Genomic DNA, 20620 nt, shown 5'->3' with positions numbered 1-20620 from the left:
CCTTCCGCACCGGATCACGCACAGGAACGAGCCTCATGCGCCGAAGAAACCTGTCCCGAATGACCACCGCCGGCGTCGCCCTGGCGCTGCTGGGGGGCATCGCACCCGCGGCCACGGCCAGCGCCGACCACGACCGGAGCAACGGCGGCGACCGCGACAAGGGCCACCACCGCCCCGCGTACAAGAGCATCGGCTACTTCACCCAATGGGGCGTCTACGGACGGGACTTCCAGGTCAAGGACCTGGACACCAGCGGAGCCGCGGCCAAGCTGACCCACATCAACTACGCCTTCGGCAACGTCAACGCCGAGGGCAAGTGCTTCACCGGCAACATCCCCGGCCAGGCCGACGCCTGGGCGGACTACGCCCGCCCGCTCGACGCGGCGGGATCGGTCGACGGCGTCGCCGACACCGACACCCAGCCGCTCGCGGGCAACTTCAACCAGCTGCGCGAGCTGAAGGCCAAGCACCCCGGCCTCAAGGTCATGATCTCGCTGGGCGGCTGGAGCTACTCCACCCACTTCTCCGACGCGGCCCGCACCGCTGCCTCCCGCAAGGCTCTCGTCGCCTCCTGCCTCGACCTGTACATCAAGGGCAACCTCCCGGTGGACGGGGCCCGCGGCGGCCAGGGCGCCGCGGCCGGCCTCTTCGACGGCATCGACGTCGACTGGGAGTGGCCCGGCTCGGCGGGCAATGAAGGCACCGTCTTCCGCCCGGAGGACAAGAAGAACTTCACCGCCCTGATCCACGAGTTCCGCACCCAGCTCGACGCCTACGCGAAGAGCCAGGCGAAGGCCAAGGAGAAGGCGGCCAAGGGCAAGGGCAACGGGCACGGGCACGGGCACGGGAAACCGAAGCCGATCCACTACGACCTGTCGGCCTACGTAGCGGCCAACCCGAAGGCGATCGACGCGGGCTTCGACGTGAAGCGCCTCATGAAGGACTTCGACTTCGTCAACATCCAGGGCTACGACTACCACGTCTCCGGCGAGAAGAAGACGGCCCAGCAGTCGGCCCTGTACGCGAAGAACGACTTCAGCGTCGATCAGACCGTGCGCGACTGGGTACGCCGCGGCGCGCCCAGGCACAAGCTCGTGATGGGCATGCCGACCTACGGCCAGGGCTGGACCGGAGTGAGTGGCGGCGGGACGGGCATGGGCCAGCCGGCCACGGGCCCGGCTCCGGCCACCTGGGCGGCGGGCTACGAGGACTACAAGGTCCTGAAGCAGCTGGCCGCGTCGGGGACGTACAAGGTGCACCGTGATGTGAAGAACGGCCACGCGTGGCTGTTCGACGGCACGACGCTGTGGACGTACGACGACCCTCAGGTGCTGCGCGCCAAGGCCTCGTACATCCGGGAGAAGGGTCTCGGCGGGGCGATGTTCTGGTCGCTGGACGGGGACACCGAGAACGGTGAGCTGATCACCGCGGTCGACCGCGGGCTCAACCGCCGCTGACACCGGCGCTCACACCCAAAGGGCCGGGGCGGCCGCGTGACGCGGTCGCCCCGGCCCGACTTCCGGGACTCAGTGGTTCAGTGGTTCAGTGGTTCAGTGGTTCAGTGGTTCAGTGGTTCAGTGGTTCAGTGGTTCAGTGGTTCAGCGATTCGGCTCAGTGCGCCGGAGCGTGTTCGGAAACAGTGCGCCGGAGCGTGTTCGGAAACAGCGCGCCGAAGCGTGTTCAGAACTGGAGCGCCCAGCTGTTGATCCGGCCGGTGTCGGCGTTCGCGTTGTCGCTGACCCGGAGCTTCCAGGTGCCGTTGGCGACCTCGGAGGAGGCGTTGACGGTGTACGTGGTGACCACGTTGTCGCTGCTGCCGCCGGAGCCGTACGCCTTCAGGTTGTAGACCGAACCGTCGGGCGCGACCAGGTCGATCCTCAGGTCGCCGATGTAGGTGTGCGAGATGTTGACCGGGACGCTCAGCGCGGCCGGGGCGTTACCGGTGACTCCGGTGACGGTGACCGGTGACTCGACGGTGGCGTTGTCGTTGATCGCGTAACCGGTGGTGTTCTCGAACTTCTTGCCCGGGGGCGGCGTGGTGCCACCCGCGCCCACGTACAGCAGCCGGTTGGGCGAGCCGCTGCCCGGGTTGGTGACGACCCCGGTGGTGGAGGCCGCGACGAGGCCGGCGGAGATCTGTGCGGGGGTCGAGCCCGGGTTGTCGGCGAGGTAGAGGGCGGCCGCGCCGGCGACGTGCGGACTGGCCATCGACGTGCCGGAGATGGTGTTCGTGGCGCTGTCGCTGGTGTGCCACGACGAGGTGATCGAGGAACCGGGGGCGAAGATGTCCACGATCGAGCCGTAGTTGGAGAAGCTGGAGCGGGCATCGGTGTTGGTCGTCGAGCCCACCGTGATCGCCTCGGCGACACGCGCCGGCGACTTGGTGGAGGCGTTGGTCGACTCGTTGCCCGCCGCGACGGCGTAGGTGATGCCGGAGGCGATGGACCGGCGCACGGCGGCGTCGAGCACCGAGTCCGCACCGCCGCCGAGGCTCATGTTGGCGACGGCAGGCTTGACGGCGTTGGCCGTCACCCAGTCGATGCCCGCGACGACCCCCGCGGTGGTGCCGGAGCCGCTGTTGTTCAGCACCCGCACGCCGACAATCTTGGCCTTCTTGGCCACGCCGTGCGCGGTACCCGCGACGGTGCCCGCCACGTGCGTGCCGTGGCCGTTGCCGTCCTGCGACACGTTGTCGTTGTCCACGGCGTCGAAGCCGTTGAAGGCACGGCCGCCGAAGTCGCTGTGGCTGATGCGCACGCCGGTGTCGATGATGTAGGCGGTGACGCCCTCGCCGGCCTTGTCCGGGTAGGTGTAGCGCTGGTCCAGCGGCAGGCTCCGCTGGTCGATGCGGTCGAGGCCCCAGGAGGGCGGGTTGTTCTGGGTGGCGGAGGCCGTGAAGGTGCGGTTCTGCGACACGGACGCGACGGCCGGGTCGGCGGCGAACCTCTTCGCCTCGGCGGCCGACGCCTCGACCGCGTAGCCGTTGAGGGCCGAGCGGTAGGTGCGCTCGATGCCCGCACCGTACTTCTTCGCGAGGGCCCTGCCCTGGGCGGAGTCGGACTTCGCGGCCGAGTCCTTCAGCGTGACGATGTAGCTGTCGCTGATGGTGCCGGGGGCGTCCGCGTTCAGGATCACGCCTTCGGGTGCGCGCTCGGCCGCGGTCGCCGGGAGGGCGGCCGTGGCCAGTGCGACGGCGGCTGCGGTGGCTATGACGGTCGCCGCGGCGAGTCTTCGACGGGCCTGGGGGGTGTGACGCGTCACTGACATCTGAGGGGTCCTCCTCATAGGCGGTGCTCTGGTGGGGGGTGGTGCCGGAGCCACACGACGACTCCCGGCAGGGGCATGACAAATCAGCCGGTCGAACGCCCCGTTTTCTGCGTCGTCCGGTGAGCCGCATGCCCTGCTGCCAGCGAAAGATTGACCGATCCATGGCGAACTCACAAGGGTGCCTTGGCTTGTGCCATACGTCTGTCATTCATCTGCCCTACGCCTGACATGCCGGCGGGCATGACGGCCCATCACTGCCCGGACGACGGGCCCCGGTCCGAGATCACCGCCCTGACCTGGTGCTGCCCGGTCTGCCGTGGCCCCTGGGACCTCGACTTCATCCCCGCGCGGGGCGTGCCGCCGAACGCGTTTTCCGGGCGGGCCGATTCATAGTGGTGTTACGAGGAATTCCTGCCGCTCGCCGCCCCGCCGATCTCCCTGGGCGAGGGCCGCACCCCGCTCGTCCCGCTCACGGACACGAACACGAACACGAACACGAGCACGACGGCACGACGGCACGAGAAGACCACGCCCCTCGCCCAACCCCAACCCGGGCACGGGCACGGGCACGGCGGCGCGCGGGCGCGCGGGCGCGCGCGGGAGCTGCTCCATTGGGCGGTCGGACGGGCGCCCGGCGCCGGAGCCGTGCGTGCCGTGACGGCCGACCGCGCCCGCGCGTCCCTACCTTCGTCCTGTGAGCCTCTCGCGCATCTCCGTCCTCGCGCCCCTCGTCGCGGCCGCCCTGATCGCACCGCTGCCGCCCCTCGCCGACGCCACCGAGACCCCCGGCCCCGTACCGCTGCCGGGCCCGGCCCACCCGTCCGGCTCTCCCGCACCGCCCCCGTACCCGCAGCCGACCGTGCCCGCCTGCGGCACGACGGGCGCTCAGGGCGGTCCCGGGACCTCCTGGGCGCCGACGTCCACCCGCTTCGGGGAGGCCGCCGGCTACGACCCGTACGTCGGCAACGGTTACCTCGGCCACCGGGTCCCCCCGGCCGGAGCCGGTTACGCGGCCACCGGCGAGAAGACCGGCTGGCCGCTCTACACCCCCCGCTACGACGGCGCGTTCGTCTCCGGGCTCTACGCCCGGGACAAGGCCGTCTCCGAGGGCCGCGAGGTGATCGCCGCGCTCCCGAGCTGGACGAACATCGATGTGGGCGTGGGCGAGGAGACCCTCGGCCCGGACACCCCGGCGGGCCGGATCTCGCACTACCGGCAGACGGTCTTCCTCTCCTGCGGCCTCGTGCGCACCTCACTCCGGTGGACGACTGCCGACGGCCGGGCCACCGACCTCGTGTACGAGGTGCTGGCCGACCGGTCCGACGTCCACACCGGAGCCGTACGCCTGCGGATGACGCCGCGCTGGAGCGGCACCGCGACCGTCACCGGCCGACTCGACGACCGGGGCGCGCGCCGGATCACGCTGCGCGAGGACGGCTCGTTCCGGACGCTGGGCACCGGAGTCGAGGGGGCCGTCGCCCAGGCGATGCGGCGCGGCTCGGGCGTCGTCCGGAGCCTGCGGCCGGGGGCCCGAACGCCTCCGTCGGCGACCCCGGTCCGCGCGGGCCGGACGTACACGTTCGAGAAGTACGTCGGCGTCGACACCGCCCTCACCTCCCGCGCCCCGGCCGAGGACGCCCGCGAGGCGGCGCAGCGGGCGGCGCGGCGCGGCTGGGACCGGGTCTTCGCGGCGAACGAGGCCGCCTGGCGCGAGGCCTGGACCGCCGACGTGCTGGTGCCGGGGGGCCGCCGGCTCCAGGGCTGGCTGCGCTCGGCCCAGTACGGGCTGCTGGCGAACACCCGGCGCGGCTCCTCCGACAGCATCGCCCCGGCCGGTCTGACCAGCGACAACTACGCGGGCATGGTGTTCTGGGACGCCGAGACGTGGATGTTCCCGGGCCTGCTCGCCACCCGCCCGGAGCTGGCTCGTTCGGTCGTCGAATACCGCTACCGCACCCGGGGCGCGGCCCGTGCGAACGCCGAGAAGTACGGCCACCGGGGCCTGTTCTACCCGTGGACCAGCGCGAGCCGGGGCCGTATGGACTCCGAGTGCCAGAGCTGGGACCCGCCGCACTGTCTGACCCAGAACCACCTCCAGGGCGACGTGTCGCTGGCCGTCTGGCAGTACTTCCTCGCCACCGGCGACCGCGACTGGCTGGCGTCGAGGGGCTGGCCCCTGCTCCGGGGCATCGCCGAGTTCTGGGAGTCGCGCGCCACGCCCAACTCGGACGGCAGCTACTCCATCACCAACGTGGCCGGCCCCGACGAGTACAGCAACGGCGTCGACGACGGCGTCTTCACCAACGCGGGCGCCGCCACCGCGCTGCGCAACGCGACCCGCGCCGCCCGACTCCTCGGCCAGAGCCCGCCCGCCGCCTGGAACAAGGTGGCGGACGGCCTGCGCATCCCGTACGACGCGGAGAAGAAGGTCTTCCTCCAGTACGCGGGCTACAACGGATCCACGATCAAGCAGGCGGACACCGTCCTGCTGACCTACCCGCTGGAGTGGCCGATGGAGCCGGGCGCCGCGGCGGCGACGCTGGACTACTACGCGGCCCGCACCGACCCGGACGGACCGGCGATGACGGACTCCGTCCACGCGATCGACGCGGCGGCGATCGGGGAGCCGGGCTGCTCGGCGTACACCTACCTCCAGCGTGCGGTGCGCCCCTTCGTGCGGGGCCCGTACGAGCTGTTCTCCGAGGCGCGCGGCGACAAGGCGGGCGCCGAGGACCCGCTGTCCGGTTTCCCCGCCGACGACTTCCTGACCGGGAAGGGCGGGCTCCTCCAGGTGTTCACGCACGGCCTGACGGGGCTCAGGCTCCGCGAGGACGGCGTGCGCCTGGACCCGACGCTGCCGCCCCAACTGCACGAGGGCGTCACGCTGACGGGCCTGCGGTACCGGGACGCGACGTACGAGGTCGCGATCGGCCCCCGGACGACCACGGTCCGCCTGACCTCGGGCACCCCGTTCACGGTCCACACGGCCAGGGGTCCGCGCCGCCTCTCCTCGGCGCTGGAGCTGCCCACCCGGCGCCCCGACCTGACCCCGACGGCCAACGCGGCGCGCTGCCGCCCGGTGGCGGCGACGTCCGAGGCCCCCGGCCTGTACGCGGAGGCGGCGGTGGACGGGGCCCCGGCGACGTCCTGGTCCCCCGACGGCGCGGAGGGTTCCCTGACGGTGGACCTGGGCACGAGGCCCCTCCGGCTCACCTCCGTGACTCCGGCCTGGAGCGACACCGCCCCCGCCTCGCACACGGTGGAGACCTCCCTCGACGGCCGCTTCTGGCGTCCCTACCTGTCGGGTGACACAGCACGCAAGGTCCGCGTGACGGTCCGCTCGGAGGACCCGGAGAAGCCGGCGGGACTGGCGGAGCTGCGGGTGGAGGCGGACGGCCGGTAGGGCGCGCCGGGCCCCGTCGGCGCGTGCCTGTGGCACACCGGTGACCGGTAGCCCGGCTTCAGGTTGTCGAAGTTCCGTGAAGAGGCCCCTGGGCGGAACGAGGGGTGCTACGACTGCTGCATGGCCGCAAAATTTCGCACGAAGGACGGTCACACCGTGGGCCTCGGCAGCACGGTGTGGGCCATCAACGGGGAAGGCCCCTTCACCCTCGTGAAGCCCGGTTCCGCACCGGCCGGCTGGGTCTGCATGGTGAGCGACGACGGCGAAACCGTGCGCCTGCACGCGCCGGAGGACGTCGGGATCTACTACAACCTGGTTCGACGCGTAGAGGTCTGAGACGGCTGCACAGCCGCCACAGGCGGTCCTGGAACGAGCGGACTGTTGACTTGGAGGACCGATGTCCGTACCGACCTCTCCCGACGAGCGCGATACAGACGCGGAGTCCGCAGACGGAAGGTCCGCTGACGCCGTGTACGAAGTCGTTCTGACCCTCTCCGAGCCGGCCGGTGTCGGCCCCCTCTCCCGACGCCTCGGCGCCGTCCCGGGCGCCGTCGTCACCCGGAAGCGGTCGCGCCCCGGCGCGGGCGAACTCGGCGCCGCCGAGGTGATCCAGCTGCTCGTACCCTCCTCGGCGGTGCTCGCCGTCGCGATCCGGACACTGCCGGCGTTCATCAGGTCCCGGAGGTCGTCCGTGACCGTGAAGCTGACCCGGGGGGACCGGACGGTCACGCTCTCCGGCGGGAATCTCGACGACCCGCAGAAGGTCTTCGAGATCGTCGAGCGCCTGCTCGACGATGAGTGAACCAGCGATGAGTGAACCCGGATGCGAGCTCGGATCGGGTGAGCTCGGATCGGGTGAGCTCGGATTGGGTGAACCCGGGATGGGTGAACCCGGGATGGGTGACCCGTGAACCGGGACTACTCCCGGTCGCGTGCGGTCCTCATGGGCACCTGGAAGTACGCGGACGAGGACTTCAACGACGTACCCGCGGTGGAACGCAGCTTCGACCGGATGGACGGTCTGCTCCGCGACCCGGTGTGCGGGCCCTGGCCCGACGAATCCATCGTGACCTTCCGGAACCGCGACACACTCGGCACGACCCACCGCGAACTCATCGCGACGCTCATGGAGGCCGAGGACGTCGCGTTCTTCTACTACGTCGGACACGGGATCTACGACCATCGCGAGCGGCTGTGCCTCACCGTGGGCGACACCCGGCAGGACGCGAACTTCACGGCCGCCACGGGACTCCCGTTCGACGCCGTGCGGGACGCGTTCCGCGCCAGCGACGCCCGGGTCAAGATCGCGGTGCTCGACTGCTGCTACGCCGGGCTCGCCACGGAGGAGTACGGCCGCCTCTCCGTCGACCACCTGCCCCCGGGGCCCGGCGCGTACCTGATGATGAGCAGCGGCGCGTTCGAGACCTCCTGGCACGAGCTGGAGACGGTCGCCGACGCGCAGACGTACTTCACCAAAGCCCTCGTGGACACCGTGTACGAGGGCCTGAGCGGCGCACCGGCCGGCCTCACGTTCGACCACATCTTCGGCGCGGTCTCCGACCACCTCGTGGCGAACGGACGACCCGAACCGGGCCGCCGCATCGAGAATCAGGCCGCCCGCTGGGTGTTCGCCCGCAACAACGCACCCGAAGCCCCGCCCGAGCCGGGCGCCGATCCGGAGGCCGTCTACCGCGAGGCGTACCGACGGGAGACCAAGGAGGGCGTCGAGCGGCTCCCCGCGATCGCGGCGATGTACGAGGGTCCGGCCGCGGCCGGACACACGCCGTCGATGAACCGGCTCGGGCAGATCGCCGAGGGCCGGGTCCGGGCGAGGATGCAGGGGATCGAGCCGGGTCCGGTCGGAGCGAAGGCCCTCCAGGAGGCGACGCAGTGGTACGTGCGGTCCTCCGAGGCCGGCGATCCGGTCGCCCCGCTCCACCTCGGGCAGCTCTACGAGGAGCGGTACGGGAACCAGGACCGGGCGGTGTACTGGTACGCCCTCGCCGCGCGCCGGGGCAACACCGCGGCCCAGGAGCGGCTGACCGGCCTGGAACAGCGCATCCGTCTGGGAATCGGTCCGCCCCGCCGGCCCGGGGAGGAGCGCGCCGAGCCCGCCCGTCCGGACCGGGTGGACGCGGCGCCCACCCTCGCCGTCCTCGCCGCCGTGGCCGCGCTCGCGACCGGCGTACCGCGTGAACGCTGGCCGGCCGAATGGGACGGCTCGGAGTCGCTGGCTCTGGCGCAGTGCCTCGACGTCCTCGTCGATGCCTGCGGCGGGACCTACGGGGAGTGGTCGACCCTCGACGAGGCGGAACAGGCCCGCGTCCTCACCGACTTCGTCGGACTGCGGCCGCTCAGGTCGGACCTGGCGAGCACGGCACGCCGCTACTACCGGGCCGTCGGCCCGGGGAACCTCCGCGCCTACGCGGCCGGGCTCCAGCGCCGCCGGAACTGACCGAACCCCGAAGCCCACCCGAACCTTCGGAGCGGCCCGCCGACCTGAACCGGCCGGGCCGTCCCAGGGAACGCACGACGGCACAGGACAGGGAGTGCGACATGTCGATCCCCGAGATCAGCGAGGTGCTCGGGCAGTCCCTTCGGCGCCACCGGTTCGTGCTCCGGGCGCAGCCCGGCACGCACCCCGGCGACGAGACCGTCCACGTCGTCCTGGACGACGGCGGGGAAACGCTGCACGCCGGCCATCTGGACCACTACCTGGGGCTGTGGAGCGCCTTCGCCGTCGTGCGGCCCCACGGTGTCTTCCGTGCGGACGAGGTCGGCCGGTACGAGTCGTTCGAGGATGCCGTGCTGGCCGTGCTGATGTCTTTCACCCACGTCGAGTAGCCGCAGCGTCGTGCGGCGGCCGAGCAGCCCAGCTATCGAGCAGGAGGTGGGGAAGTGCGCGTAGAGCCACGATTCCGCGACCAGATCAGGTGCCTCGTCCTCAAGGACCGCAGGGCGAAGGCGCTCGACGAGGCGCTGTCGCCGAGCGACCGGATCGCCTTCAACGGATTCCTCGTCTCGGTGATCGCCGTGTTGCTCTCGCCGCGACTGGGCGACCGGTGCGGCGTCGAGGACCTCGCGGCGTTCAGCGACGAGGTCGCGGCCGCTCACCGCGTCGAGCGGCGACCGGTCAACGAGTTCGTCGTGGAGGAGATCCTCCGCGAGATCTACGGGGTGCCGCCGCTCTTCCGTACGTTCCCGGCCCCTCCCCCGGCGGTCTCAGGGGCGGGCGCGGCGATCGTACGGCACATGAACAACACCGACACCACCGTCGCCGCCGGCATCGACCGCACCCTCGACACGGCGGTGGACCTGCACCACCGCCGTAACGGGGCCTGACACCGTACGACGGCCGGCCGGCTCCCCACAGCGGCCGGGACCGCAGGGAGGTGAGCCCGCCGGCCGAAACGGGGCCTGACACCGTAAGACGGACGGCCGGCTCCCCACAGCGGCCGGGACCGCCGGGAGGTGAGCCCGTCGCTCAGCCGTCGGACGCGGACCCCCGCCCCGGCAGCCGCGTCTCTCCCGCCGCCTCCGCCTCCGCCTTCGCGTCGCTCACGGCGACAGCGGCCTGCTTCGCGGCCTCGTCGGCGGCCGCGACGGCGTCCAGCGCGAGCGTGGAGTTCGCCTCGACCTCCGGGGCCCCCACGTAGTCCTTGTCCGAGGCGTCGGCCTCGGTCGCGTCCTCGCGCTGCGCCCCCGGCGGGGGCCCGGTGCCCGACGCCTGGTCGCCGAACGCGCTGGTGACAGTGCGGATCGCCTCGGTCAGCTCGCCCGGGATCACCCAGAAGGTGTTGTTGTCGCTCTGCGCCAGATGCGGGAGCGTCTCCAGATACTTGTAGGCCAGGACCTTCGCGTCGGCGTTGTTGCGGTGGACGGCCTGGAAGACGAGCTCCACCGCCTTCGACTCGCCGTCCGCCCGGAGGATCATGGCCTGCTGGGTGCCCTGCGCCTCCAGGATGTCCTTCTGCTTCGTGCCCTCCGCGGTGAGGATCTTGGCCTGCCGCTCGCCCTCGGCGTGCAGGATGGCCGCGCGCTTGTCACGCTCGGCCCGCATCTGCTTCTCCATCGCCTCTTTGATGGTGTTCGGCGGATCGATGGCCTTGATCTCGACCCGGTTGACCCGGATGCCCCACTTCCCGGTCGCTTCGTCGAGGACGGCACGGAGCCGGGCGTTGATCTCCTCACGCGAGGTGAGTGTCCCTTCCAGGTCCATGCTGCCGATGACGTTCCGCAGGGTGGTCACGGTGAGCTGATCGATGGCCTGCAGATAGTCGGCGACCTCGTAGGCCGCCGCCCGCGGGTCGGTGATCTGGTAATAGAGCACGGTGTCGATGTTGACCACGAGGTTGTCCTCGGTGATCACCGGCTTGGGGTCGGACGAATACACCTGCTCGCGCACGTCGAGTTTGGTGTTGACCCGGTCCGCCACCGGCAGGACGAAGTTCAGGCCGGGCTGCAGCGTCCGGCGGTACCGTCCGAACCGCTCGATGTTGTAGCGGCGTGCCTGCGGAACGATGCGCACGGTGGCGGCCACGAGAAAGACGACGACGATCGCCGCCACAAGAATCGGGATGACAACCGGATCCATTCTGCCTCCTAGGTCCCCCTATGGTCCTGCCGCGTACGTCCTCCCGCACCGCGTGTTCAGCCGTTCACGGAAGGAGCTCGCGGGGATACACGACGGCTGTAGCGCCATCGATCTCCATGACGTCCACCAGAGCGCCCACCGGAATCACCAGGCTTTCGTCGAGAGCGCGAGCGGACCATTCCTCGCCGGAGAGCTTGATCAGGCCGTGGGTCGCGGTGACCTCCTGCATGACCTCGGCCTGCTTGCCGATCAGCGCGTCGCTGCCCTCGTAGGTCAGGGGCCCCTGCGCCATGTGCCGCAACGCGACAGGACGGACGAGGGCGAGGCCCGCTGCCGCCGCCAGTCCGAGCGCCACGAGCTGGCCGAGCAGGCCGATGCCCACTCCGGCCACGACGGCGGCGACCAACGCCGCGCCGGCCAGCAACCCGAAAACGAGTGTGAGAGTGAAGAACTCCGCTGCGCCCAGCGCCGCGGCGGCGAGCAGCCAAGCGAACCACGGCATCGAATCAGCCTCCCCAAGGGGACCTACTCAGCTACTTACCCCTTCTGCCCCGCAGGGAATCGTTCGGCCCGCCGATCTACGGCCGCGGAACGCGTCGGAGACGCGAGCCCTCGCCTGTGCACTGCACAGATGTGCCCCCACGCGGCGCCCGACGAGTAGCCTCGCCTTTTCCGACGAGTTCGAGTGCGGGAGTTCAAGGCTGTGCGTAGCGCCAGTGCGACACCTAGCGGTGACCGGATACGGTGGGTCGAGTTGCCGGGGGCGGAGCCCTCCCGCGTCTACGTCCATGGGCTCGGCGCCACCTCACCCGCCTACTTCGCGGAAAGCGCGGCCCACCCCCTGCTCGCGGGGCGTCGCTCCCTGCTGATCGACATGCTCGGATTCGGGATCAGCGACCGCCCGGTCGACTTCGACTACACACTCGACGCGCACGCCGACGCGCTCGCCGCGGCGCTGGAGGCAGCCGGGGTGGTGGGAGCCGAGCTGATCGCGCACAGCATGGGCGGCTCGGTGGCGATCGTCCTGGCCACCCGGCACCCGCACCTGGTCTCCCGACTCGTCCTGGTGGACGCCAATCTCGACCCGGTCACCCCCGCCCCGGGCCCGGGAAGCGCGGGCATCGCCCACTTCACCGAGGAGGAGTTCCTGGCAGGCGGCTGGCAGAAGGTCCGCGATGCCGTCGGCGCCCACTGGTGGTCCACGATGCGCCTGGCGAGCCTGGAGGCCCTGCACCGCAGCGCGGTGCACCTCGCCCGCGGCGGCGTCCCGCCCCTGCGAACACTGCTCACGGAGCTGAGGATCCCGCGCACCTATGTGCTGCCCGAAAACACCGGTCCACTGCCCGGATCGGCGCTGCTCGAAGCGGCGGGCGTGAGAGTGGTACCGATTGCCGACTGCGGGCACAACATCATGCTGGACAACCACGAGGCGTTCGTCCGCGCCACGGCGGAGGCTCTCGCGGCCTGGCCGGGTCCGGCTGGGCCCACGCAGGACGCAGCAAGGGCCAGTCCAACCCCGTAGCCACAGTCATCACGCGGCGAGGCAGAGAAGTCGCCGCCGTCGTGCCCGTCCTCGTGTCGGCCCTGACCGTGTTGGAGGCCGTCTACGGGAAGACGAAACTCTGCGGTGACCGCGTACATGCGCGTTGCCGGCTCAGTCCGCGGTGCCGGGCTCCACGACCCACTCGGCTTGCAGCCCGCTCACCGAGGCGATCATGTCGAAGTCGCCGTCGTAGTGCAGGACCGTGGCCCCATGCCGTTCTGCGGTTGCCGCGATGAGGACGTCGGCCAGCGACAGCGTCCGGTGAAAGCCAGCGTTCAGCGCCAGCGCCTGGATCGCGAGTGCCCGCTCGAACTCCTCGTCGTTGCAGGGCAAGTAGTCGAAACCACGGAGCAGGGTACGCAGGCGCAGCGCCTCGGGCTCTCCACGCGCCGAGTACAGAACCTCATACTCGGTCGGGGCGCACACTGCTAGGAGTCCATCGCGGTCCAGCACATCCAGCCGCGCCCGCACTGCCGGTTTGCCCCCTGACCTGGGACTCTGTGAACGAATCGACGCCATGTCGCAGGAGCGGCCACTCCGCAAGACATGGGAAGTCGGCAAGAACGAACCCGGGCACGGCAGGCTGCGCTCCCCGCGACGATCGGCTCGTAGCCTCGGGATGCCTCATCGGAGTGGAACCTGGCACCGGCGGCGCATCCGCGTCCCAGCGCAAACCCAGCACGGTACGAATGACCAGGGATGACGACAGGTGACGAGGGGTCAGGTAACCAGCACCATCCCAGCACCGGAAAAGCAAAGGGCCCGACTCCGAAGAGTCGAGCCCCTCCTGAACTGCATGTTTGCCAGATCAGCGACGTGGTGATATGTCAGCCACTACACATTGAAGCGGAATGTCTGCGGGCTGATCCTGACCTGCGGCGGAGCCCTCTTCAGGGCTCTGACCTGGGATTTCCTGGTTGGCACGCGTTGGCTCCCGACGGCCGTTTACGGGTGTCCTGCGGACTGGCTGCGGACTGGCCGGGCACCCAGTCAGAGAAATGCATGGCTCACCAGCGGGACCTCCAAGGAGACTGCGCAGGTGAGCAACTCCTACCCCTGCCCGTGCTGCGGACATCGCGTGCTGGACGCGATGCCCGGCTCGTACGAGATCTGCCCCGTCTGCTTCTGGGAGGACGACGGGGTCCAGTTCCGCTGGCCGACCATGGCCGGCGGGGCGAACAAGGTCTCCCTGATCGAGGCCCAGCGCAACTACCAAGATTTCGGCGCCTGCGACGAGCACGGCCGACGGTACGTCCGCCCGCCGACCGAGGACGAACTGCTCGACCCCGCCTGGCGCCCCATCGACCTGACGCGCGACTCCTTCGAGGACTGGGGAGCCGAGGACCGCGTTCCGTGGCCTGATGACCACTCAGTGCTCTGCTGGTGGCTCCCCAGCTTCTGGCGCCGCGACCACCCGGCGTCATGACCACCCACATCGAGAGGCTTGCCCAGCAGCTCGACGGCGAGTCCGGCGAGTCCTACGACGCCCGCGCTGAACTGATCCACATCGGATCCGTCGCCACCCCCGCCATCCTCGACGCCCTCCCCTCCCTCGGGGGCTTCGGGCAGCTGACCGTCATCGAGGTCTTCGAGGAAGTCGCCGACCCCCGCTGCGGCCCCGCCCTGATCACCCTGCTCGACGGCGACAACCCCACCGTCCGGCACTGGGCGGCCTCGGCCCTGGCGAGCTTGGAGATCGAGGACGCGATTGAGCCCCTGCGCCGCGCCTACCGCGCCTGCCTGGAGCGGCGGACTCCACCCGACGAGCCCGAACCCGTCGCCATCCGCTGGGCCCTAACCGATCTCGGCGCCCGCAGCCCCGTCGTCCCCTCCCTGACCGCCCGGCTGCAAGCCGGTACCGGACCGGACAGCCCCGGCTGGCCCTCGGCCCACTTCGCGGAGATCATCGACGACCTGGCCGACCACTCCCAACTGGTCCTCTACTCCCAGTTCTGGCGAGTGGACGCCGGCCAGACGTACGGCGTCTCCGGCACCGGCCTCGACTGGCAGCTCGACTGGACCGCGCCCTGGGAGCACCTGGTCGAGGAAGCCCGCGCCTGGTCCCTCCTGGAAGCCACCGAAGCCCCCGTCGCCGACAATGTCTTCGTTGCTCCCACCTGGATCGACCGGACCGACCTGCACCCGGAGAGGTGACCGATGCCGTTCCAGCGCCCCGAGGAGATCGGCTACGGCTACGTGATCAAGCGCTACGCGGCAAGGAAGGACTCGGGCCACGCGCGCTACCTCATCCTGAAAGGTGGTCGATTCCTTCGGCCCGAGTGGCCTCACGCCCAACATTTTGCCCATCACCTCATCGACGACGCGGCCACGATCACCGATGCCGAGTTGGAAGCCCTTCTCGGCTACGAGTGGCGCTCGCGCCTCACCGCCGCGTGGCTGATCGGCGTCGACCGCCGCGATCGGTTCCGCGAACGCATCGGCGATCTGCTCCTGGCCAGCGAGGTCTGCTTCTCCGGTAGCGCCTACTGCTTCGCCCTGGCCCGCTTCGGCACCCACGCGGACGCCGAGATCCTCACCGCCTACCTCGACCATTACCTCCCCCGCACCGACCTCCGCTACGACCAGCCCGCAGCCCTTGGCGCCCTCCTCCGCCTCGACGCCCACCTCGGCACCCACCACGCCGACCGCTTCACCCAGCCCGACGGCCTCTGGGACCAGTGGGTCAATGCCCTGCCCCACCTGTGCGGCCACCAGGGCTACGTGCCCGACGAGCCGCGCCGCTGGACGGACCTGCAATGCGACTTCGCCAACAGCTGGACTGAGCCGTAGACGAAGCCCTCGGCTGCGTCTACACAAAGTCCCTCCTCGACCACGCACACCGGACCCGTGTGGATGTACCCCCGCGCTCGCCCGCCCCAGACGCACGTCGAGCTGGCCACGATGACCGCCCCGGTCTCCGACAAATTGGAGCCTGCTTCCTGGAATCAGCCCAGATCCCACATGTGAGATCTCACCCGATGTACTGAAAGTCACACCCACTCCTTCCGTTCGGCCTAGCCTGAACGGCATGCGAGTCCGTAACACCGGACCCAACCGTGGGGGGTGCACATGAGGTTGCTGTCACACGTTGAAGCAAGCCCAGAGCAGATGCGGATCCTGGCCGACACGCGGCCGGGCTTTCATCTGGTCCGTGGCGCCGCCGGGAGCGGCAAGACCACCACTGCACTGTTGCGCCTGCGGCAGCTGTGCGCCACCAGGCTTAGCCGTCGCGAGCGACTACAGCTAGTCGACCCTGTGCGAGTGCTGGTACTTACCTACAATAAGACTCTGCAGGGATACGTCGGAGAACTAGCCCGTCAGCAAGTCTCCGGCTCACCGGGGCTGATCCTTCACGTTTCGACCTTCAGCAAGTGGGCCGTCGGGATGGTCGGCAATGAGGGCCTCGTCGATCGCGAGCGAACCCGGCCGGCCATCGGCAGCTTGGCTGCTTCGGTTCCACTTCCAATCGACTTCGTCATCGACGAGGTCGAATACCTCATGGGACGCTTCCGCCCCGACGAATTGGAGGACTACCTAGGCGCCCGCCGAGAAGGGCGAGGTCAAGCTCCCCGCGTCGAGCGAGCACTTCGCCAGCGCCTACTGACCGACGTGGTCCTTCCATATATTGCACACAAAGAGAAGCAGGGCTGGCGCGACTGGAACGACATCGCCGCGGAAGCTGCCCTGGTGGAAGGGTACCCGGCCTGGGATGTCGTGATCGTAGATGAGGCACAGGACTTCAGCGCCAATCAGGTACGTGCAATCGCTGCACACGTTGGTGCCGAACACACCACGACATTCGTCATGGACGCGACTCAGCGCATCTACCCACGCTTCTTCACCTGGCCCGAGGCTGGCGTCCAGCTCGTGAACTCCCATGTCTTGCGCAGCAACTACCGGAACACCCGGCAGGTTGCTGCCTTCGCGCGCGGACTCGTTGAAGGACTACCCAACGAGGATGACGGATCACTCCCTGACTTCCACGCATCCGATCGCGACGGCCCGCTCCCTACTGTCGCGGTTGGCCGCTTCGGCGCTCAAGTGCGCTACGCGATCCGACGTCTGCGCACCGAGATCGACCTGACGAGCGAGTCTGTCGCGTTTCTCCACCCGAAGGGCGGCGGATGGTTCGACCACCTACGACAGGAATTGGATCGCGAAGGCATCGCCTGGTGTGACCTGACTCGCGCATCCGGTTGGCCGTCTGGGCCCGAGTCAGTCGCCCTCTGCACCATCCACTCGGCCAAGGGGCTGGAATTCGACCATGTGTTCATGCTTGGCTTGAACCAGCAGGTCACCCCCCACGGCGACGAGGAAGGCGATGCAATGCTGGACATGCTCCGCAGACTGCTAGCCATGGGCGTAGGTCGGTCCCGTGAGACCGTGACCTTGGGATACAAGGCCGACGATCCGTCAACGCTTATCAACCTCTTGGCCGTCGGCACGTACAAGGAGGTGCGCCTGTGACGTCCACCCAGGACGCCCCGGAGACCAAGGATACGGTCGAATCGATCATTACGAGCCGGAAGATCTCCGAGGCACTCCACTTCACAACCAATCTCGGACTGCTAGGAATTCTTGGCACATCCGCAGTACTCAGCCGACGGCAACTCCCATCCGAGAAATATGTAGAGCACATCTATACACCAAATTGCAGCACTCGGAAAGATCACGCTTGGCTTGACTATGTCAATCTCAGCATTTCCCGCATCAACGATTCCATGTTCGATGCCAGCAAGCGATGGCACGAGGTCGATGAAGTGTGGTGGGCCGCGTTAAGCTTCGAAGCCGAGATCCTGAGCGCTCCTGGCGTCTATTTCACAACCACGAACAACATCTACCCCTCCGTTCGCAGGGGCACGGGCGCGGACGGATTGAACGCACTGTTCGCCGAGGTGGTCAGCGGGCGCTACTCTCAGCCGATGGTACGAAGAGTCGGGCAGCCAACCTCTTGGACTACTGACCGACAGGCGGAAGTCCTGTACCCGAGCCGCCTACCTCTGGCGCAGCTGCAGCGCATATATGTGCGCGAGGAGCATCACGCAGACGACATCAGCGGCTGGTTCGCCAGCTTCCCATCAGCCCCCACCGTTCCTATCATCTGCGCACCCAAGGTCTTCACATGAGCCCGAATGATGCAAGTATGCACATCCAGCAGCGACTGCACTCGGCGCTATGGGCAGCCTGGGCGGATGCACTTGGATTCATCAGCGAGTTGATCGACGAGGCGGGCCTCCGTCGTCGCCTAGCCGGAGGAACCCTGCAGCATCCGGTCGAGTGGAAACGCCGTATTGGTGGAAAATTTGGGGTAACCGTTCCACTACCCGCCGGAACTTATAGCGATGACACACAACTTCGCCTGGCAGTCGGACGAGCGATCCGCCCTAGTGGTTTCGACCCTGAAGTCTTCTCGAAGATCGAGCTTCCTGTCTGGACTAGTTACTCCCTTGGTGGCGGGAAGGCGTCCAAGGCGGCGGCATCCCATATCGCCGGCACTGGTGTTCCCTGGTTCGGCAACTTCTACAAAGGGTGGACTGACGCTGGAGGGAATGGCGCCGCAATGCGTGTGCAACCCCATATCTGGGCGGCGCAGGAACCGAGTCGGGTTGGATCGCATCTTCTGGATGTTCTAATCGATGCTGTGATCACCCATGGTCACCCACGAGCCCTTGTTGGCGCCCTGTTTCACGCGATGACTTTGGGGTTCATGCTCGATCGCGGCCGAACTCCACACCCCGTCGAGTGGGTCAGCATCGCTGACGAAATGCATCAATTTCCCTCGATAATCCGCCAACACGCAGAGCTCTCCTTGTGGTGCTCCGCCTGGGAGCGCAGCGCCGAGAAAACACTAGACGCTGCCTGGGAGGCCACGGTCCTCGAAGTGATCGAGATGTTTAACGCGGCCGAGGAGTTTGCACATTCCGGCAACACCGCGCTACAGGAGGAGGATTTCGAATCCCTTCGGACCGCCTACGAGCTACTTATCGAAAAGCTTGACTTGCGTTCACCCGCCACCAGAGGGAGCGGGACGAATACAGTTGTCGCCGCCCTAGCCTTGGCGGTTGCCGGCTCAAGCCATCCCATCTCCATCCTGCAAATCGCCGCTCAGGCCGTGGGGACAGACACAGACACAATCGCCACGATGGCAGCCGCCTTGGTGGGAAGCGTTACCAACGACGAACCGCCTTCCAATGTCGCTGATTACAAATACATTGCGACTGAAGCCGTCCGCCTCGCAGCAATTTCCGCGGGAAACCGAGAGCACATGGAGAACTTCACCTACCCGGATCTCCTCCATTGGGAGGCTCCCAGAACCCAGGCAGGCGCTGTCGGTCTGGTGGAGGGCAAGCCTGCCTTGGCCGGGCTGGGTCTGTCCGACAGCTTGACGCTGGCTGGGACCGCTCAGTCATTTTCCTGGTCCTGGACGACGCTAAATTTCGGTCAGACCGTCCTGGCCAAGCACCGCACAGTGTTGGACGAGCTGCCAGCCACACAATGCCCTGCGCCCCTACAGAGGGGTACAGTTCACAAAGAGTCGAACCCAGCCCAGTCGGAACCCAAGCACAGCATGGTCCAGCAGGAAATTGAGCTCATGCCCGTGACAACGCCACCAGAGCACCGAGAACCCGCAGGTCCTAACCGCCGGCGACCCAGCGGGGGACAAGACCTTGATGTCGATGCCATGTTGGAATGGCTTCGTGCTCAGGGGCGCACTGACCAGGCCATCGGATATGCCGTTCGACGCATCGCCGAGCTTGGTACAACGGAACAAATGATCGCCTTCACTGCAACCATCCAAGCTGAGATCAGGCTGCACGCCGGTCAGACGCACCGTACGTTCTAGCCTGCCCGCCAGATCGCCTCAGACGGTGGCCGACCGCGAGGACTCAGATCCCTAATTTCAGTTCAGGGAGCACGATGCTCACGCTTTTTGCCAACCCATCGCGGAGACCGCGGCGCCGTCGTTGAGATAGTGGTGGAGGGCGCTGGCCGTAGTGTCCACGAACGCGTCGGGGATGGCGCTGGCATCGACCCAGCGGACCTGAGAGTGCTTATGGGGTTCACGGTTCTCCGGCTCGCCGGTCCAGCCGTGAGCGGCGAAGACGACCGTGAGGAAGCCATTGGGGGACTCAACGCCCCAGGCTCCGTGAATGATGTGCGCGACCTTGAGGGACTCGGGCTTCACCGTGAGGCCGGTCTCCTCGTAGAGCTCGCGGACTGCGGTCTCGGTGATGGGCTCGCCCGGTTCGCTCTTTCCGACGGGCAGGTCCCACATCCCCTGGGCGAACTTGGCGTTCTCGCTGCGCTGGAGGAGCACGACGCGGTTGGTGGTCTTGTCGTGGACGATGACGGCCGCGACCAGCAGGGTCATGGAGTCGAGCGCCGGCTTGAGGGCTGGAGGGCGGTTGTCGGTCTGCTGGGCCACGGGGTTCCCTTCGTCGGGCGGGTTGTTGGGCATGTTAGGCGAGGGCCTCGCGGGCTCGGCGGGCGAGATCGGCGGCGCCGGGGACGCGGCGGCGCTGGTAGATCGCGAGCGTGGAGCGGATCGAGGTGATCGCCTTGCGGGTGCGGTCGGAGGTCATGCCCTCCATGAGGACGAGGGCCTGGGTCCAGGCCGCGACCGCTTCGTCGGCTCGGGCCTGGGCGGCAAGGCTGTCGCCGAGGTCGGCGTGGGTGAGGGCGTGGACGCGCTTGTACTTCTTCGGGTCCCAGCGGGTTAGGGCGTGTATCGGGTCGCGATCAACATGCGCGTTTTGCCCTCACGGCGCGTGCGGATCCGGTAGTCCGTATCGCATGACACGGGCGCAACTGA

The 20620-nt window shown here is 68.5% G+C and carries 19 protein-coding genes and 2 pseudogenes; 15 read left to right on the top strand and 6 right to left on the bottom strand.

All coding sequences use genetic code 11. The annotated features are described in order from the left end of the window. Positions 1-35: 35 nt before the first annotated feature. Positions 36-1457, top strand: a complete 1422-nt coding sequence (locus tag ACH4KB_RS36815) for a glycoside hydrolase family 18 protein (RefSeq protein WP_398071281.1) — start codon at positions 36-38, stop codon at positions 1455-1457. 223 nt (positions 1458-1680) lie between these two features. On the opposite strand, the gene ACH4KB_RS36810 is transcribed toward ACH4KB_RS36815, so the two are convergent. Further along, positions 1681-3267 (bottom strand): S8 family peptidase, encoded by a 1587-nt coding sequence (locus ACH4KB_RS36810; RefSeq protein ID WP_398071279.1) that lies wholly within the window; start codon positions 3265-3267, stop codon positions 1681-1683. Between the two features lie 228 nt (positions 3268-3495). Here ACH4KB_RS36810 and ACH4KB_RS36805 point away from each other — a divergent pair. The 7 genes and pseudogenes from ACH4KB_RS36805 to ACH4KB_RS36775 form a co-directional block, all read left to right on the top strand. Next, positions 3496-3747 (top strand): annotated as a pseudogene (locus ACH4KB_RS36805) (threonine synthase); the annotation flags it as partial. A 214-nt stretch (positions 3748-3961) separates the two neighbouring features. Next, positions 3962-6670 carry a glycosyl hydrolase family 65 protein gene (locus tag ACH4KB_RS36800; RefSeq protein WP_398071277.1) on the top strand — a complete coding sequence of 903 codons (2709 nt, stop codon included), beginning with the start codon at positions 3962-3964 and terminating at the stop codon, positions 6668-6670. A 120-nt stretch (positions 6671-6790) separates the two neighbouring features. Next, positions 6791-7006 (top strand): hypothetical protein, encoded by a 216-nt coding sequence (locus tag ACH4KB_RS36795; RefSeq protein WP_398071275.1) that lies wholly within the window; start codon positions 6791-6793, stop codon positions 7004-7006. A gap of 133 nt (positions 7007-7139) precedes the next feature. Beyond that, a complete protein-coding gene (locus ACH4KB_RS36790; protein WP_398071273.1) occupies positions 7140-7472 on the top strand; it encodes a hypothetical protein in 333 nt (110 codons plus the stop codon). Positions 7473-7577: 105 nt separating this feature from the next. Next, on the top strand, positions 7578-9125 hold the full coding sequence (locus ACH4KB_RS36785; protein ID WP_398071271.1) for a peptidase C14 caspase catalytic subunit p20: 1548 nt from the start codon (positions 7578-7580) through the stop codon (positions 9123-9125). Between the two features lie 101 nt (positions 9126-9226). Continuing rightward, positions 9227-9514, top strand: coding sequence for a hypothetical protein (locus ACH4KB_RS36780; protein WP_398071269.1), 288 nt, complete (start codon positions 9227-9229; stop codon positions 9512-9514). Between the two features lie 54 nt (positions 9515-9568). After that, positions 9569-10012, top strand: coding sequence for a hypothetical protein (locus tag ACH4KB_RS36775; RefSeq protein WP_398071267.1), 444 nt, complete (start codon positions 9569-9571; stop codon positions 10010-10012). Positions 10013-10154: 142 nt separating this feature from the next. On the opposite strand, the gene ACH4KB_RS36770 is transcribed toward ACH4KB_RS36775, so the two are convergent. Next, positions 10155-11264, bottom strand: coding sequence for an SPFH domain-containing protein (locus tag ACH4KB_RS36770; RefSeq protein ID WP_398071265.1), 1110 nt, complete (start codon positions 11262-11264; stop codon positions 10155-10157). Between the two features lie 64 nt (positions 11265-11328). Further along, complete coding sequence (locus ACH4KB_RS36765) at positions 11329-11766, bottom strand: NfeD family protein (protein WP_398071263.1); 438 nt, start codon at positions 11764-11766, stop codon at positions 11329-11331. 201 nt (positions 11767-11967) lie between these two features. Between ACH4KB_RS36765 and ACH4KB_RS36760 the strand changes: the two genes are divergently transcribed. Beyond that, complete coding sequence (locus tag ACH4KB_RS36760) at positions 11968-12786, top strand: alpha/beta fold hydrolase (RefSeq protein ID WP_398071261.1); 819 nt, start codon at positions 11968-11970, stop codon at positions 12784-12786. Positions 12787-12918: 132 nt separating this feature from the next. Here ACH4KB_RS36760 and ACH4KB_RS36755 read toward each other — a convergent pair whose 3' ends face one another. Then, complete coding sequence (locus ACH4KB_RS36755; protein ID WP_398071259.1) at positions 12919-13326, bottom strand: PIN domain nuclease; 408 nt, start codon at positions 13324-13326, stop codon at positions 12919-12921. Between the two features lie 520 nt (positions 13327-13846). Between ACH4KB_RS36755 and ACH4KB_RS36750 the strand changes: the two genes are divergently transcribed. The 6 genes from ACH4KB_RS36750 (at position 13847) to ACH4KB_RS36725 (ending at position 19651) form a co-directional block, all read left to right on the top strand. Continuing rightward, positions 13847-14233 (top strand): CPCC family cysteine-rich protein, encoded by a 387-nt coding sequence (locus ACH4KB_RS36750; protein WP_398071258.1) that lies wholly within the window; start codon positions 13847-13849, stop codon positions 14231-14233. Then, the gene (locus ACH4KB_RS36745; protein WP_398071257.1) at positions 14230-14961 is read left to right on the top strand and encodes a HEAT repeat domain-containing protein; all 732 of its coding nucleotides are present in this window, start codon (positions 14230-14232) and stop codon (positions 14959-14961) included. The genes ACH4KB_RS36750 and ACH4KB_RS36745 overlap by 4 nt, the downstream gene beginning before the upstream one ends. Before the next feature lie 3 nt (positions 14962-14964). Next, positions 14965-15597: a DUF6000 family protein gene (locus ACH4KB_RS36740; protein ID WP_398071256.1), complete on the top strand. Its 633-nt coding sequence runs from the start codon at positions 14965-14967 to the stop codon at positions 15595-15597. 318 nt (positions 15598-15915) lie between these two features. Next, positions 15916-17274 (top strand): 3'-5' exonuclease, encoded by a 1359-nt coding sequence (locus ACH4KB_RS36735; protein WP_362955807.1) that lies wholly within the window; start codon positions 15916-15918, stop codon positions 17272-17274. Then, positions 17271-17933, top strand: coding sequence for a DarT ssDNA thymidine ADP-ribosyltransferase family protein (locus tag ACH4KB_RS36730; protein ID WP_362955810.1), 663 nt, complete (start codon positions 17271-17273; stop codon positions 17931-17933). Before ACH4KB_RS36735 ends, ACH4KB_RS36730 begins: the two co-directional genes overlap by 4 nt. Before the next feature lie 17 nt (positions 17934-17950). Next, positions 17951-19651, top strand: a complete 1701-nt coding sequence (locus ACH4KB_RS36725; protein ID WP_398071253.1) for an ADP-ribosylglycohydrolase family protein — start codon at positions 17951-17953, stop codon at positions 19649-19651. Between the two features lie 78 nt (positions 19652-19729). Here the strand turns inward: ACH4KB_RS36725 and ACH4KB_RS36720 are convergent, their stop codons facing one another. Next, positions 19730-20266: an NUDIX domain-containing protein gene (locus ACH4KB_RS36720; protein ID WP_398071251.1), complete on the bottom strand. Its 537-nt coding sequence runs from the start codon at positions 20264-20266 to the stop codon at positions 19730-19732. Position 20267: 1 nt separating this feature from the next. After that, positions 20268-20534 (bottom strand): annotated as a pseudogene (locus ACH4KB_RS36715) (tetratricopeptide repeat protein); the annotation flags it as partial. Positions 20535-20620 lie beyond the last annotated feature (86 nt).

The organism is Streptomyces sp. NPDC017520 (genome assembly GCF_044329855.1).
Taxonomy (GTDB): domain Bacteria; phylum Actinomycetota; class Actinomycetes; order Streptomycetales; family Streptomycetaceae; genus Streptomyces.
The sequence above is the reverse complement of the archived record's forward strand: the minus strand, read 5'-3'. Positions and strand labels throughout refer to the sequence as shown.

Coding starts and splice junctions, on each gene's coding strand:
- ACH4KB_RS36815 (WP_398071281.1), top strand. CDS start 36: ATGCGCCGAAGAAACCTGTCCCGAATGACCACCGCCGGCGTCGCCCTG.
- ACH4KB_RS36810 (WP_398071279.1), bottom strand. CDS start 3,267: ATGTCAGTGACGCGTCACACCCCCCAGGCCCGTCGAAGACTCGCCGCG.
- ACH4KB_RS36795 (WP_398071275.1), top strand. CDS start 6,791: ATGGCCGCAAAATTTCGCACGAAGGACGGTCACACCGTGGGCCTCGGC.
- ACH4KB_RS36780 (WP_398071269.1), top strand. CDS start 9,227: ATGTCGATCCCCGAGATCAGCGAGGTGCTCGGGCAGTCCCTTCGGCGC.
- ACH4KB_RS36770 (WP_398071265.1), bottom strand. CDS start 11,264: ATGGATCCGGTTGTCATCCCGATTCTTGTGGCGGCGATCGTCGTCGTC.
- ACH4KB_RS36765 (WP_398071263.1), bottom strand. CDS start 11,766: ATGCCGTGGTTCGCTTGGCTGCTCGCCGCCGCGGCGCTGGGCGCAGCG.
- ACH4KB_RS36755 (WP_398071259.1), bottom strand. CDS start 13,326: ATGGCGTCGATTCGTTCACAGAGTCCCAGGTCAGGGGGCAAACCGGCA.
- ACH4KB_RS36745 (WP_398071257.1), top strand. CDS start 14,230: ATGACCACCCACATCGAGAGGCTTGCCCAGCAGCTCGACGGCGAGTCC.
- ACH4KB_RS36740 (WP_398071256.1), top strand. CDS start 14,965: ATGCCGTTCCAGCGCCCCGAGGAGATCGGCTACGGCTACGTGATCAAG.
- ACH4KB_RS36735 (WP_362955807.1), top strand. CDS start 15,916: ATGCGGATCCTGGCCGACACGCGGCCGGGCTTTCATCTGGTCCGTGGC.
- ACH4KB_RS36725 (WP_398071253.1), top strand. CDS start 17,951: ATGCACATCCAGCAGCGACTGCACTCGGCGCTATGGGCAGCCTGGGCG.
- ACH4KB_RS36720 (WP_398071251.1), bottom strand. CDS start 20,266: ATGCCCAACAACCCGCCCGACGAAGGGAACCCCGTGGCCCAGCAGACC.